The organism is Actinoplanes aureus (assembly GCF_015704865.1).
Taxonomy (GTDB): Bacteria; Actinomycetota; Actinomycetes; order Mycobacteriales; family Micromonosporaceae; genus Actinoplanes; species Actinoplanes aureus.
In genome coordinates this window covers 23,726-37,733 of sequence record NZ_JADQTO010000012.1, presented here as the reverse complement: position 1 = coordinate 37,733, position 14,008 = coordinate 23,726, and the positions used below count along the sequence as shown (strand labels likewise).

The following is a 14,008-nucleotide window of genomic DNA, read 5'->3' as shown; positions in this document are numbered from 1 at the left end:
ACCTCATTTCGCCGTCGGGCCGCCCATCAGGCTATCGACAACGATCGACGGAACCAGGGATGAGTCCGCTAAGAGACACCACGAAGGCGATCTATGATTGCGGCCTCGGTAAGGAGGCGGGCATCGAGTCAAGCCCTGCGGAGGCGCTGCGCCTGGCTACGGTCGACCCGGCCCGGGCCCGCGTGCTGGCGGTTCGTGCCGAGAGCGCGGCACGGCGAGCCGGCGACCGGGCCGCGGAGAGCGTTTCCCAGCGGGCCCTCGGCGTCGCGGCCATGCAGCTGCGCGATCTCGACGGCGCGGTGACCCATCTGCGCCGGTCGGTCGCCGCTGCCCGGCGGGCCGGTTCGGCGCAGCTGGTCGGCGAGGCCCGGATGAGCCTGGCGTCCGCGCTGGCGCTGCGCGGGCTGCCGGCCCGGGCGTTCCGCGAGATCGAGGCCGCCCGCCGGGAGCTGGACGGGGTCTCGGCGGCCCGGGCGCTGGTCCAGCGGTCGGCCATCCTGCTGGAGATGGGCCGCGAGGACGAGGCGCTGGAGAGCCTGCGCCCGGCGCTGCCGGTGCTGCGGCGGGCCGGGGACGCGCAGTGGGAGACGCGTGCGCTGAGCAATCGCGGCCTGCTGCATCTGGCCCGGCGCAGCTTCGCCGCGGCCGAGCAGGACCTGGTCGCGGCGCTGCGGCTGTGCGCGGAGCACAACCTGGAGCTGCCCCGGGCGTACGCCGAGCAGAACCTGGGCTGCGTCAAGGCGTACCGGGGTGAGGTGCCGGCCGCGCTGGAGCACTTCGACCGGGCCGAGGAGCACTACCACCGGCAGGGCATGCGGGTCGGTTCGCTGCTGGTGGACCGGGCGTCGCTGCTGCTGTCGGTACGGCTGGTCGACGAGGCACGGGCGACCGCGGAGGCGGCGGTCCGCGCCTACGAGTCACAGAAGCGCATGCACCTGCCGGAGGCCCGGCTGCTGTTGTCCACGGTCGCGCTGGTGCAGGGTGACCTGGCGACCGCCGAGTCGGCGGCGGCGCAGGCAGCCCGCGAGTTCGCCCGGCTGGGGCGGCGCAACTGGGTGGCCCTGGCCCGGGACGCCCGCCTGCAGGCGCTGGCCCGCCGGCACCCGGAACGGGTCACGCCCGGTCAGGTGCGGCGGTCGGCGGAGGCCTTGGCCCAGGCCGGGTGGACGGTGCAGGCTCTGGCGGCGCGCGTACTCGCCGGGCGGTTGTCGCTGGAGCGGGGCCGTCTCGCGCAGGCCCGTACCGATCTGGCTCTGGCCGGCCGGGCGCGCGCCGCCGGACCGGCCGACTCGCGTGCCCGCGCCTGGCTGGCCGAGGCGATGCTGCGCCGGGCCGACGGCAACCGGTACGGTGCCCGCCGCGCCCTCGCCGCCGGATTGCGGATCGTCGAGGAGCACCAGGCGACGCTGGGCGCCACCGAGCTGCGGGCGCACATGTCGGCGCACCGTGGTGCGCTGGCCCGGCTCGGAGTGCGGATCGCGCTGGAGGACGGCGACCCGCACGGCGTCTACGCCTGGTCGGAGCGGGGCCGGGCCATCGCCACCCTGCTGCATCCGCTGCGGCCGCCGGCCGACCCGCAGCTGGCCGGCGACCTGGCCGACCTGCGGGCCACCGTGACCGAACTGGAGGAGCGGCGCGGCGGCGGGCAGCCGGCGACCGCCCTGCTGCACCGGCAGATCACCCTGGAACGGCGGATCCGCGACCGGTGGCGTACGTTCACCGGCTCCAGCGGCGCCGCCACCGGCCCGCCGCCGATCGCCCAGCTCGCCGCGTACCTGGGTGAGGCCGCCCTGGTGGAGTACGTCCAGCTGGACGACGTGCTGCACGCCGTCACCGTGGCCGGCGGCCAGGCCCGGCTGCACACGCTGGGCCCGCTCACCGCGGTGCTGCACAACCTGACCCACCTGCCGTTCGCGTTGCACCGGCTGGCCGACGCCCGGACCGCTCCGGCCAACGCCGCGGCCGCCCGCCTGGTGCTGGAGCGGGCCGGACGGGTCTTCGACGATCTGCTGCTGCGCCCGCTCGCCCCGGTCGTCGGAGACCGGCCCCTCGTCGTGGTACCGACCGGGGCGTTGCAGTCGCTGCCCTGGTCGATCCTGCCCTCGTGCGCCGGGCGGCCGGTCACGGTCACGCCGTCGGCGACGCTGTGGTTCCAGTCGGCGCGGCGGCCGGCCGTCGACCCGGCCGGTTCGGTCGTGGTGGTGGCCGGGCCGGGGCTGCCGGGTGCGCGTACCGAGGCCGACGCGGTGGCCGCCCTCTACGACGCTCCGCTGCTGCTCACCAACGGGGCCGCCGACGCCGCCCACGTGACCGCGGCGATGCGCGGCGCCACCATGGCGCACGTCGCCGCACACGGGCAGCCGCGCTCGGACAACCCGCAGTTCTCCTCGCTGCGGCTGGCCGACGGGCCGTACACGGTCTACGACCTGGAGATGCTCAGCGAGGCACCGCGCCACGTGGTCCTGGCCGCGTGCGACACCGGCCGCTCGCACGTGGTCGGCGAGGAGGTGCTGGGCCTGACCTCGGCGTTGCTGAGTCAGGGCACGGAGACCCTGGTGGCGCCGGTGGTACCGGTGCCGGACGGGGAGACGGCGCCGCTCATGCAGGCGTACCACGCACGGCTGCGCGCCGGGAACTCACCGGCCGAGGCACTCGCCTCGGCGCAGGAGCACAGCCGCGCCGAGGGCGGGCTCCAGCTCGCCGCCGCGGCCGGGTTCGTCTGCCTGGGCGCCGGCCTCAGAGCCGGATCCAGTCGGTGACCACGTCCGCCGTGGCCGTACGCCAGCGCAGCCGGAACGCCTCCGCCGGCACCTCCGGCAGCGAGAAGCAGCCCAGCTCGTCGGTACGGATCCACGAGCTGTCCCCACCCGCCAGAAGCACGCAGATGTCACCCTCCACGGCCGGGACGACCTGCCCCACCACCAGACCGGCACTGCGCTCCACCTGCACCGTCACCGACGAACAGGCGAACATCACGGTACGGTGCAGCTCGCCGCGGACGGTCAGCTCCTCATTCAGCAGCGAGTCGTGGATCAGGCTCGCGAACTCCAGTTCGTCGTCCACCCCGTACCAGGCGAAGGCGCCCTCGCCGATCGTCGTGATCCGCTCCTGCACGGCCGCGCCCCCGCGCAACGCCGAGCCGAGTTCACGCAACAGCCGTTCGTCGTCATCTGAGGGTCGCGATGCCACCAGGGCCACCTTTCCTTTCGCCGTTCGCCTGTTCCAGGCACTCCCGCAGGTGCCGCAGCGCGCGGGCCCGGGTCGGCCCGATGCTGCCCACCGGTACGCCGAGCCGCCGGCTGATCTCCGAGTAGGAGAACGGCGGATCGGCGGTCAGCAGCAGCAACAGCTCCCGATGCCGGTCGGACAACTCGGCGAACGCGGCCAGCAGGGCCTGGTTCCGCTCACCGTCGAGCAGCGCCTGATCCGGCTCGGCCACCTCACCGAGGTACATGTCGTTCTCCGTCGTCGGGTCCACCGGCCGCAGCCGCCGGCCCGCCTTGAGTACCCGTACGCACTCGTTGCGCGAAATGGTGATCAGCCACATCGGCAGAGCCCGGGGCTCGCGAAGATCACGCAGGTGCTCGACAAGCCGCAGCCAAACGGTCTGCGCCACGTCCTCGGCATCGGCGCCGTACAACCGGTGCCTCACGATCACCGAACCGACCAGTGGCGCGTACCGCTCGACGAGCGCCTTCCAGGCCCCCGCGTCACCCTCCCCGGCCGCCGCCACCAACGCGGTCACCGTGGACGTTTCCACCATGCTCGACCTCCTCGTCGTGAGGACCGTCAATCTGCGGATGTCTCCACCGGACTCCTGATACTCGGTGACCGTGCCACGTTCCGGTGCAGAGATGTCGGGCAGCCGACGTATCAACGGCCGTGCTGGGTGATCCGTCGATGTGGACGAACCCGAGAAAGGGCCAACCAAAGATGCGCATCTTGACCGGTGTGAACATGACGTCGAAGGACCTCGTCCTGGTGGACTGCCAGCAGGACAGGCTGGTCCGGGTGCCGCTGGCCGGCATCGCCGGCTGGGAGCCCGCCGCGCCGCGACACGCCTGGATCACCTCCGACGAGCGCACCGTCTACCTGGCGACGGACGCCGTCCCGCCGTTCCACGCCTCGATCGCGGTGCTGCGCCTGCACAGCGTGGACTGGGACGCCGGGACCGCCGACGTACGCCTGCTGCAGATCCTGCGGCTCGACCCGGCCGGCACGCCGTCCGACATGCCGCACCTCGCGCAGGTGGATCCACGGCAGCCGATCATGCCGTGGAGCAGGCCGTTCCACACCCAGACGAACGGGCCGGCCTTCCTGCCGCACTCGCCGTTCACCTACGTCACGCACTGCACCGACGACCGGATCCGCGGCTTCCGCATCGACGCCGACGGCACCCTCACGCCCGCGATCGTCTACTCCGAACGCCGGCTGACCCGCCAGACCCACGGCATCGACTTCAACCCGGCCGGGACGCTCGGCCTCGGCGTCGGCTACGACTACGACCTCAGCGAGGTACGCGTCTACCGGCCCGACCGCGGCACCGGCGACGTCCGGGTCACGCACACCATCCGGCTCGGCACCGCCACCCGGTACGGTTCCTTCGCGCACGCGGCGACCTGGCTGGACGACCGGTACGCGTACGTCGGCGCGATGCAGGCCGGACCGACCTCACGAACCCCGCTGGGCGCGGAGATCGTCGGCCCGAGCGTCTGGCTGATCGACACCCACGAGAACACCGGCCAGCTGGTAATCCCCCCGACCGCCCAGGTCGAGGGCGCCGGCATGTTCCGCTCACCGTCCGACGTCGCGATCGCCAACGGCAAGCTCTACGTGGCCGAGGAGGACGCCTGGACCGGCCGCCCGTGCCGCCCCGACGACGGCTTCGTCTCGATCTGGGACCTGAGCGACCCCGGCAAGCCGCACTTCATCAAGCGATTCCGCCCCGACCAGGAACTGCCCGCCGACTTCCGCGACGCGCACACCACCACGGCCACCGCCGACGAGGAGTCCGTCTTCGTCTCCAGCTTCGCCAGCGACCACCTGATCCGCATCGACACCGGCACCGACAAAATCGCCAAGGTGTACACAGCCGCCGACGGCCTGAGCACCTTCCACGGCGAGTTCGCCGCGGGCCGCAACCGCTGATGGCCGACACCCCCGCGGACGAACTGGTGATCCGGCACCACGACGACCGGATCACCCGCTACCGCGACGTCCGCTACTGCCTATGGGCCGGCGGCGTAACGATCTACCGCGACGGCGCCCAGATCGCCCGGCACACCGACGTGATCGAGCTGCAGGCCTTGGCCCTCGCCGCCCGCTGACCCTTTCCGGGCCTCCGCCTGCCGGTCCAGCTTCTTCGGGGTACGCGCAACCGGTCGTCCCGCCGAAGCCGACCCCGTCCCCGCCCTCCCAGCGCAAGCCCGGCTCCCCCTCACCGCCCCACCGCGACCGCCCGGAAACAGCATCCTCGGCCCAACGTGGGTGCTGTCTGGCGGCCGTTGAGACAGCGTTGAGCGTGGGCTAAGCAAGATCACCGCTTGGGGACCCTGACTACGGAAGCCCTCTAGTGTTTCCCGGCGGCCGCGGTGGGGCCGTCAGGGAAAGCCCGGCTCGCGCGGGCAGGGCGGGCACGGGTCGGCTTCGGCGAGACGCCGGACCCGTACCGAAGAAGGAGAGCGACCGGCAAGCAGACCTCGACCAAGTCTGTATAGCGCGTGCGGATTGGTGTTTCGAGGCGGTCGCGGTCGGGCGGTGACCGCGAGGCGTGCTCGCGTGGGAGAGCGGGGATGGGTGGATCGGCGGGTCACTCGTCCCGATGAAGGGGTGGTGGCAGTTCGCCGGAGCCTCGCCGGATCAGCGTGGTCGGGATCCAGTGCTCGCCGGGGGCGCTGGTGTCGCCGTCGATGCGGCGGAACAAAGCCTGGGCCGCGGTGCGGCCGATGGCGGCCGGGTCCTGGGCGATCACGGTGACCGCTGGTTCGACCAGGTCGGCAAGCGGGAAGTCGTCGAAGCCGACCAGGGCGACCGTGTGGTGCAGGCCGAGGCGGCGCAGCGCCCGGACGGCGCCGATTGTGATCAGGTTCTGGCTGGTGAACAGGGCCGTCGGGGGCCGCGTGCGGTGGAACAGCTCCGTCACCGCGCGGTCGGCGAGGGTGGTGGTGTGCAGGTCCGGGATGATCAGGGTGGGGTCGGAGGCGATGCCGGCCTCGCGCAGCGCGGCCAGGTATCCGCGCTGCCGGTCGCGGGCGGTGGAGATGCGGGTGTAGTCGCCGAGGCAGGCGATCCGGCGGTGGCCGTGCGCGATCAGGTGCCGGGTGGCCTCGGTGGCGCCGGCGACGCTGGTGGCCAGCACGGTGTCCGCGGGTACGCCGTTGGCGGGGCGGTCGACGAAGACGACCGGTGTGTCCGCCTGGATCTCGGTGTTCAGGTAGCTCTGGTCGGCGCCGACCGGAGCGATGATCAGGCCGTCGGCGCGGCGCATGGTGAAGGCGCGGGCCAGTTCGCGTTCACGGCGCGGGTCCTCGTCGAGGCTGCCGGTGAGTACGTGGACGCCGTGGGCGCGGGCCTCGTCCTCCACCGCCCGGTGCAGCGCCGAGGAGAACGGGTTGCCCACGTCCTCGAGCAGCAGGCCGATCAGGCCGGTGCGGCGGTCGCTGCGGCGCAGGGTGCTGGCGCCGATGTCGGGCCGGTAGTGGAGGGCGTCGATGGCGCTGCGCACCTGCGCGACAAGCACCGGGGAGACGTTGGGCTCGCCGTTGACCACCCGGGAGACGGTCTTGAGGCTGACCCGGGCCACCTTGGCGACGTCGTTCATCGTCGGCCGGCCGGTCCGGCGGCTGCCAGCCGTCAGCCCGGGAGACCCACCCTTGATCGACACCGGCCCAGCCTAGACAACGCTTTCCCTCCGAACAACGAGGATCAGGCGCTGACCAGGCAATATATCGGAAAGAAACTTGCACGTTACGTGGAGTTGACAACATCAACTTCGGTCGCGTCTACTGCCTGACAACGTTGTCCCAGACACATGCCGGTGAATCTTTCCACGCGTGACCAGGAGCCACAGTCAGATGCCGCAGGGCGAGAACCACGAACACCCGCGGATCGCCGGCGCCCGCCGGACGCCGTGCATCCCCGCCCTGGCGCTCGCCGCCGCGACCACCCTCGCCGTGGTGAGCTACGCCGCCACCGCGGTCGTCATCTCGGACAGCGGACCTCGGCAGGGCCTCGGACCCGTGCCGGTGCCGCCGCAGGGCTGGACCACCAGGCCGCCGTCGGTGCCGGTTTCCGTGCTCCCCGCGCCGTCACCATCGCCGTCCCGCGCCGAGAAGCCGGCCCCGGCCTTCAGCTATCGCAAGGTCAGCGAACGCACCGTTCGCAGCCGGCCGCCCACGACCGCGCCACCACCGCCACCACCGCTGCCGGTGGGCCGCACCCTCGGCCTGTCCCCGCTCGACCGGCCGGATCACCGCGTCCGGCACCGGAACTTCGTGGCCCGCGTCGACCCGGTCACCGCCGCCAGCAGCCCGGTGGACCGCGCGGATTCCCGGTTCGCGGTACGTGCCGGGCGGGCGGATCCGCGGTGCCGCTCGTTCGAATCGGTCAACCAGCCCGGCTTCTACCTGCGGCACCGGGACTTCCTGCTGCGCCTGGACCGGGCCGACCAGACCACCCTGTTCGACCAGGACGCGACCTTCTGCCCGGTCACCGGTGGCGGCGGCTTCGCCCTGCGCTCCACCAACTACCCCACCCGCCATCTGCTGGTGGTGGACGCGCAGGTGCGGCTCGAGGAACCGGCCGCCGGGCAGCCCACCGTGTTCCGGGCGGTGTCCGCGCTGTGACCGGGAAACTGACTCCGGCCGACATCCACAACGCGGTCTTCAGCAGGCCTCCGTTGGGCAAGCGCGGCTACGACGAGGGTGAGGTCGACGCCTTCCTGGACGAGGCGGAACAGGAGATCACCCGGCTCACGGCCGAGAACCGGCGACTGCGGGAGAGTCTCCAGCGCACCGGTGCCTCGCAGCGGGTCCTGACCACGCGACTCGAACGCCGCCTGGCCGAACTGGCCGAAGCCGAGCAGCACGCCGAGCGGGTGCGCGCTGAACTGGAGCGCGCCCGTGCGGCGGCCCGAGCCGTCCCGCCACCACCGCCGCCGTCCGGCAACGCCGACCGGGTGGTCGCCATCGCGCAGCGCACGGCCGACGAACACCTGCGTGAGGCGCAGCAGGAGGCCGAGTCGCTGCTCACCACCGCGCGTACCAAGGCCGACCAGCTGACCAGCGAGGCGCAGCTGAAGGCCTCCACGATCGACAGCGACGCCCGCCACCGGCACACCGAGGCGATCAACGGCATCGCCGGGAAGCGGGCCGCCGCGCTGGAGGAGATCGATGAACTCGGCCGGCGCGCGGAGAGCCTGCGCGAGTCGGTGCACGATCAGGTGACGCAACGGCTCCAGGACCTGAAGTAGCCGGCCGCGTCAGCCACCGACCAGGGGGATCAGGCGGATGAACGAGATCTCGTTGTCGCGGCGCAGGTCGATCAGCTCGCCGAGATCCTCTATCTGCCGGTCCCCGGTGAGCATCACGAAGCCGTTGCGGGCGAACGCGGCGCACGCCGCGTCGGCCTGTGCCTCCCAGTCGACGCGGTCGCCGCCGGGCATCCGGAATCCGTGCGGGGTCTCGGTGGCCGCCGCCGGCCGGACCAGGCCGCGGAACAGGTCGTTCCGGGTCGCGTTGAACCGGGCCACCTCCTCCCGGACCCGGAGCTGCAACAGCTCCCGGGCGGTGATCTGCTCCGGCAGGCCGGGCAGTGTCCAGGAGCCGATCTCCCGCCCGGTCAACGTCTCGTCCCGCATCAGCGCCTCAGCCACGGCTCACCCCCGGCAGCTGGCGCAGGATGGACGCGTCGGTGATCTTGTCGTCGGCGGCCAGCAGCAACGCCTTGGACAGGATCAGCGACAGCCGCTCGTCGTCGTCGAAAGGCAGGCTCACCCGGGTGGCCCGGCCGCCGGGCACCACGCAGAGGTACGCGTCGTCCGGCTCCATCAGGATGTTGCCGGAACCCAGATGGATCTTGTAGATGGCTCGGGTGCCGCGCACGCGCAGGAATCGGTCGGTCAGCTCACAGCGCGGGCCGATCGCCAGCCGGGGCAGCAGCCGGGCCAGCACGTCCCGCCGCACCTCGGCACCGCCGGTCAGCGCGCCGAAGCCGGCCTCCGCCCAGTACGCCCGGAAGGGGTGCTCGCCGCGGTCGGCCCAGCTGTCGTCGGCGGCGATCGAGGTCACCCCGACGAACAGGTCCACGTCGCGCATCGCCTCGCTGAGCACCCGTGGTGGCACCTCGGTGATCGGCGCCGGCTCCCACAGCCGGCCGTCGCGCCGGGCGAACCGCACCTGGTCGGTCGAGCAGAACTCGACCTGGTCGGACCTCCCCTCGATGGTGCCGGCGGCCTCGTGCCAGAACGCGACCCGCCAGTCGCCGCCGGCCAGTTCCCGGGTGGCCTCGCTGTGGTGGCCGCTGTCCCACGGCCCGAGGAAGTTGGCCGACCAGCCACGCACCCGCATCAGGGCGTTCGCCTGCCGGTACCGCAGGATGTGGCCGGCGAACCGGTTGGAGTAGACGCGGGTCTGCTCCTCCGCCGGGGTCAACCGGTACACCTCGCGGAACGCCTGCTTGAACGGCTGCCGCACGGTGGCCGTGGTGATCCGGTCACGCCAGGCCGCCACCTCGTCGGGGGCGGCCAGGACCGGGTGCCAGAGCCGCACCACCCAGCCGGGCCCACCGTGGCCTCCGACGCTCCAGCCGGTGGCGGTCTGCTCGGGAAGGCCGGTCACCCAGGCCTGGTGGTCGGCCGGCGTCTGCCAGATGAGCCGCCGCCCGAGGGCGCCGGTGACCGGATGCCGCAGGTAGCGCTCCTGCCAGGTCTCCCACTCCCAGGTCCGGTCCGCGGAGAGCAGGTCCTCCACGCGGGCGCGCTCGACGGCGAGCGTCTTGTTGATCTCCTTCGCCAGGGCTTTGGCCGGGCCGGCGTGGTCACGGACCGCGGCGGGCAGGCTTTTCAGCGGCCGGCCGTCCCGCCACGCTCGGACGGTCGCCTTGCCGTCGATGATCTCGACGACAAGCGTGTGCCCGCCGGGGGCCGGCCAGCTGCGGCGACCGTCTCGATCCAGGCCATGGTCGTCGACGGCCAGCTCCTGCGCCTCGCCCTGCGCCCAGCCGTGGGCCGCGCCGATCCGGTCCAGCGCGGTGCGCGCCCGGGCACGCAGCGGTTTGCTGCGCGTGGCGACGGCGAGCCGGGCCAGAGTGCGGGCCGGCTCGACGCCCGGCCGCTCGACCAGTGCCTCCACGGCGGCGGCCGCGGTCCGCGCCGCCCGCGGATCCGCGGAGCGACCGCGTGGCACACCGGCCACCTCGGCGACCCGGGCGAGCAGCGCCGTCGTCTCGTCTGCCGGGTCCAGTGCGGCCATCCAGCACAGCCCGCGCAGCAGCACGTCGTGATCGTCATAGACCCAGGCGGCGGCCTCGGCGAACACTCTGAGCACGTCGCGGACCGCGGCGACGGCCTGTGGCGCCCCGGTTAGCAGGGTCTCGGCCCGGCGTGACCATGCCTTGGCCGGCACCGGTCTGGTCAGCGTGACCGCGAACTCCAGGGCGGCGATGGTCGCCGGATCGGCGACCCGCTCACCGAGCCGGTCGCGCGCCGCAGTACCGAAGCGGTCGCCGTGGAAGAGCAGGTGGGGCGGCAACTCGCCGGTGAGCCGGGCCAGCGCCCGCCCATATCGCTCGGCGAGCGGGCGCCGGATCTCGGCGGGGAATTCGGCGTTGCCGTCGAGAAGCTCGCCGAGGACCGCGGACAGCACTGGGCCATACGCCGCCAGCATGTCGAGCGGGATCTGCTGCGCGATGACGGCGGGCAGACAATACGCCTGGCCGTCGTCGTCGATGCCGGCCTCGCTCAGCGAACGCAACGCCCAGGCCAGGTCACCGGGCTTCCACGGCAACGGCTCGGCGGTGATCCGGAAGATCTCCGGGTCGGGATCGTAGTTGGGAGAGCCCCTGCGCACCGCGGCCAGATGCCATTGCATGGCGATCAGCCGCTGCTGCTCGCCGGCCCACTCGTCGTCCGTCGGGACCGGGGGTGTGCCGGGCGACGCGGGCATCGGGCCCGGAATCAGGGAGAGCCAGCTGTCCATGCCCGGCATCATGCCGCCCGGGTACGACAAAACCGCTCAGCCGGGCAGCAGCAGCACGTGCAGATGCCGAGGCCCGTGCACTCCCTCCACCCGATTCAGCTCGATGTCACTAGTAGCCGACGGCCCGCTGATCCAGGTCAGCGGCCGCCGCGGATCCAGCCGCGCCACCGCGTCCGGCACCGCGGCCACCACCTGCTCCGGCCGCAGCACGCAGATGTGCACATCCGGCAGCAGCGTGATGATCCGCCGCCCCTGATCCGGCGAGGCGTCCAGCACGATCGTCCCGGTCTCGGCGACCGCGACAGCCGCGGCGGTCAGCACGGCATCGGCGGCGGCGATGCGGTCCGGCGCCAGGTCGTCGTCGGCGAAGGCGCCGGCCGGGCGCCACGCTTGCGGCAGACCCGGGGGTACGAGCACCGCACCGCCCTCGCCGACCAGCTCGGCCACGGTCGCCGCCACCTCGGCCTCGCTCACCCGGTGCACCTCGGCCTTGTAGTCGACCAACCGGTCGATGAGCACCTCCACGTCGGCGGACCGTCCGGCGGGCCGGTAGTCCCGCGGCACCTCGGCGACCACCGGCGCGTCCCGCAGTGCCGCGCGCACCCGCCCGAGAATCAACTCCCGCGAACTCATCGCTCCCCCACTCCTGAGTCCCGCGCGGCCCACCAGTCGCGGAAGGTCTGCTTCGGAATCTCCGGCAGATCACGCCCGGCGGTCCACCCGGACAGCGGCGGCGGCAGGCCCCGGCCCCGCCGCCCGACGATGCGGGCCAGCTTGGCGGCGCGTTGCGCGTTCGCGTACAGCCTGGGCCGGGCCATCGTGTAGGCCGCGGCCGCCATCGCGGCCCGCTCCCCTGCCGGGTGCGGCACCTGGTTGCGCAGGTGCACCAGCAGCGACGGGATATCGATCTTCACCGGGCAGGCGTCGAAGCAGGCGCCGCAGAGTGAGGAGGCGTACGGCAGGGACGCGTTGTCCGCCACCCCGGTGAGCTGCGGGGACAGCACCGCCCCGATCGGTCCCGGATAGACCGACCCGTACGCGTGGCCGCCGGTCCGCTCGTAGACCGGGCACACGTTGAGGCAGGCCGAGCACCGGATGCAGTGCAGCGCCTCCCGCCCGACCGTGTCGGCGAGGACCGCGCTGCGCCCGTTGTCGAGCAGGATCAGATGGAAGTTCTGCGGCCCGTCGCCGGGCGTCACCCCGGTCCACATCGTCGTGTACGGGTTCATCCGCTCCCCGGTCGACGCCCGCGGCAGCAGTTGCAGGAAGACTTCCAGGTCCTGCCAGGCCGGCAGCACCTTCTCGATGCCCATCACGGTGATCAGCGTGTCCGGCAGGGTGAGGCACATCCGCCCGTTCCCCTCCGACTCCACGACGGCCAGGGTGCCGGTCTCGGCGATCGCGAAGTTCGCCCCGCTGACCGCGACCTTCGTGGACAGGAACGTCTCGCGCAGGTAGCGCCGCGCCGCCGCGGCCAGCACCGGCGGGTCGTCGGTCAACGCCGGGTCGACGCCGGGCATCGCGCGCAGGAAGATCTCCCGGATCTCCGAGCGGTTGCGGTGGATCGCCGGGACCAGGATGTGACTGGGCTTGTCGTCGCCGAGCTGCACGATCAGCTCGGCCAGGTCGGTCTCCACCGGCGTGATGCCGGCTTCTTCGAGGGCCTCGTTGAGCCCGATCTCCTGGGTGGCCATCGACTTGACCTTGATGACCCGCGACGAGCCGGTCTCCTGGACCAGGCGGGTGACGATCGCGTTGGCCTCGTTGGCGTCGGCGGCCCAGTGCACCACGCCACCGGCGGCTGTCACCTTCTCCTCGAGCTGCTCCAACAAGAAGGGCAGCCGGGCCATCACGTCGGCCTTGATCGCCGATCCGGCGTCCCGCAGGCTCTGCCAGTCCGGCAGCTCGGCGATCACCTTGCCGGACTTGCCGCGGATCGTCGTCGTGGCGTGCCGCAGGTTGCGCCGCAGCTGGGAGTTGCCGAGCGCGTCGTGCGCGGCCTGCGGGAACGTCTGGTCGCCGCGCAGGTGCCCGACGCCGCGCGGTGCGGTCGCCGGCATCCCCAGGAAGGTGGTCACGAGATGAACTCCGTAGCGGCCAGGATCTCGGCGAGGTGCACGGTGCGCACCCCGGTACGCAGCCGGGACAGCCCGCCGCCGATGTGCATCAGGCAGGAGGCGTCGCCGGCCGTGCAGACGTCCGCGCCGGTGGACACGATGTTGGTCATCTTGTCGGCCAGCATGGCGGTGGAGGTCTCCGCGTTCTTGATCGCGAAGGTGCCGCCGAACCCGCAGCACTGCTCGGCGGCCGGCAGCTCCACCAGGTCCAGCCCGCGGACCTGCCGCAGCAGTCGCAGCGGCTTGTCACCGACCCGGGTCATCCGCAGGCTGTGGCAGGTCGGGTGGTAGGTGACCCGATGCGGGTAGTACGCCCCCACGTCCTCCACCTTCAGCACGTCGATGAGCAGCTCGGACAGCTCGTAGGTGCGTGACGCCACGTCGGCGGCGCGGGACGCGAGACCCGCGTCGCCGTAGGAGGCGGCCACCATGGCGTGCTGGTGCCGGATCGATCCGACGCACGACCCGGACGGCGCGACGATCACGTCATACGGGTCGAACACCGAGGCGTACCGTTTGACCAGCGGTAACGCGGCGGCCTGATATCCGGTGTTGATGTGCATCTGCCCGCAGCAGGTCTGCTGGGACGGGAAGACCACCTCGTGCCCGAGCCGCTCCAGCAGCAGCACGGTCGCCTTGGCCGCCTCCGGGAAGAGGGTGTCGGCCAGACAGGTGGCGAAGAGCGCGATCCGCACG

The 14,008-nt window shown here is 72.5% G+C and carries 13 protein-coding genes; 5 read left to right on the top strand and 8 right to left on the bottom strand.

Annotated elements, in window-relative coordinates; all coding sequences use genetic code 11:
- Positions 1 to 59 precede the first annotated feature (59 nt).
- Positions 60 to 2,759: a CHAT domain-containing protein gene (locus I4J89_RS24715; RefSeq protein ID WP_196416442.1), complete on the top strand. Its 2,700-nt coding sequence runs from the start codon at positions 60 to 62 to the stop codon at positions 2,757 to 2,759.
- Here the strand turns inward: I4J89_RS24715 and I4J89_RS24710 are convergent.
- Positions 2,737 to 3,189 (bottom strand): hypothetical protein, encoded by a 453-nt coding sequence (locus I4J89_RS24710; protein WP_196416441.1) that lies wholly within the window; start codon positions 3,187 to 3,189, stop codon positions 2,737 to 2,739. The two genes, I4J89_RS24715 and I4J89_RS24710, sit on opposite strands and share 23 nt — an antisense overlap.
- The gene (locus I4J89_RS24705; protein ID WP_196416440.1) at positions 3,167 to 3,763 is read right to left on the bottom strand and encodes an RNA polymerase sigma factor; all 597 of its coding nucleotides are present in this window, start codon (positions 3,761 to 3,763) and stop codon (positions 3,167 to 3,169) included. The genes I4J89_RS24710 and I4J89_RS24705 overlap by 23 nt, the downstream gene beginning before the upstream one ends.
- A 194-nt stretch (positions 3,764 to 3,957) precedes the next feature.
- On the opposite strand from I4J89_RS24705, the gene I4J89_RS24700 reads away from it, so the two are divergent.
- Together I4J89_RS24700 and I4J89_RS24695 are read left to right on the top strand one after the other, a co-directional pair.
- On the top strand, positions 3,958 to 5,148 hold the full coding sequence (locus I4J89_RS24700; RefSeq protein ID WP_196416439.1) for a lactonase family protein: 1,191 nt from the start codon (positions 3,958 to 3,960) through the stop codon (positions 5,146 to 5,148).
- Positions 5,148 to 5,327 (top strand): hypothetical protein, encoded by a 180-nt coding sequence (locus I4J89_RS24695; protein WP_196416438.1) that lies wholly within the window; start codon positions 5,148 to 5,150, stop codon positions 5,325 to 5,327. Before I4J89_RS24700 ends, I4J89_RS24695 begins: the two co-directional genes overlap by 1 nt.
- Before the next feature lie 482 nt (positions 5,328 to 5,809).
- Here I4J89_RS24695 and I4J89_RS24690 read toward each other — a convergent pair whose 3' ends face one another.
- Complete coding sequence (locus I4J89_RS24690) at positions 5,810 to 6,883, bottom strand: LacI family DNA-binding transcriptional regulator (RefSeq protein ID WP_309238465.1); 1,074 nt, start codon at positions 6,881 to 6,883, stop codon at positions 5,810 to 5,812.
- A gap of 169 nt (positions 6,884 to 7,052) precedes the next feature.
- On the opposite strand from I4J89_RS24690, the gene I4J89_RS24685 reads away from it, so the two are divergent.
- Positions 7,053 to 7,844: an AbfB domain-containing protein gene (locus I4J89_RS24685; RefSeq protein WP_309238464.1), complete on the top strand. Its 792-nt coding sequence runs from the start codon at positions 7,053 to 7,055 to the stop codon at positions 7,842 to 7,844.
- Positions 7,841 to 8,470 (top strand): DivIVA domain-containing protein, encoded by a 630-nt coding sequence (locus I4J89_RS24680; protein WP_309238463.1) that lies wholly within the window; start codon positions 7,841 to 7,843, stop codon positions 8,468 to 8,470. Before I4J89_RS24685 ends, I4J89_RS24680 begins: the two co-directional genes overlap by 4 nt.
- A gap of 9 nt (positions 8,471 to 8,479) precedes the next feature.
- Here the strand turns inward: I4J89_RS24680 and I4J89_RS24675 are convergent, their stop codons facing one another.
- The 5 genes from I4J89_RS24675 to I4J89_RS24655 are packed head-to-tail and all read right to left on the bottom strand — an operon-like array spanning position 8,480 to position 14,007.
- Positions 8,480 to 8,872: a hypothetical protein gene (locus I4J89_RS24675; protein WP_196416437.1), complete on the bottom strand. Its 393-nt coding sequence runs from the start codon at positions 8,870 to 8,872 to the stop codon at positions 8,480 to 8,482.
- The gene (locus I4J89_RS24670) at positions 8,865 to 11,195 is read right to left on the bottom strand and encodes a DUF4132 domain-containing protein (RefSeq protein ID WP_196416436.1); all 2,331 of its coding nucleotides are present in this window, start codon (positions 11,193 to 11,195) and stop codon (positions 8,865 to 8,867) included. The genes I4J89_RS24675 and I4J89_RS24670 overlap by 8 nt, the downstream gene beginning before the upstream one ends.
- A gap of 36 nt (positions 11,196 to 11,231) precedes the next feature.
- Entirely contained in the window at positions 11,232 to 11,828 is a 597-nt protein-coding gene (locus I4J89_RS24665; protein ID WP_196416435.1) for a LutC/YkgG family protein, read from the bottom strand.
- Positions 11,825 to 13,273: a LutB/LldF family L-lactate oxidation iron-sulfur protein gene (locus I4J89_RS24660; RefSeq protein WP_309238462.1), complete on the bottom strand. Its 1,449-nt coding sequence runs from the start codon at positions 13,271 to 13,273 to the stop codon at positions 11,825 to 11,827. Before I4J89_RS24660 ends, I4J89_RS24665 begins: the two co-directional genes overlap by 4 nt.
- Positions 13,270 to 14,007, bottom strand: a complete 738-nt coding sequence (locus tag I4J89_RS24655; protein ID WP_196416434.1) for a (Fe-S)-binding protein — start codon at positions 14,005 to 14,007, stop codon at positions 13,270 to 13,272. The genes I4J89_RS24660 and I4J89_RS24655 overlap by 4 nt, the downstream gene beginning before the upstream one ends.
- Position 14,008 lies beyond the last annotated feature (1 nt).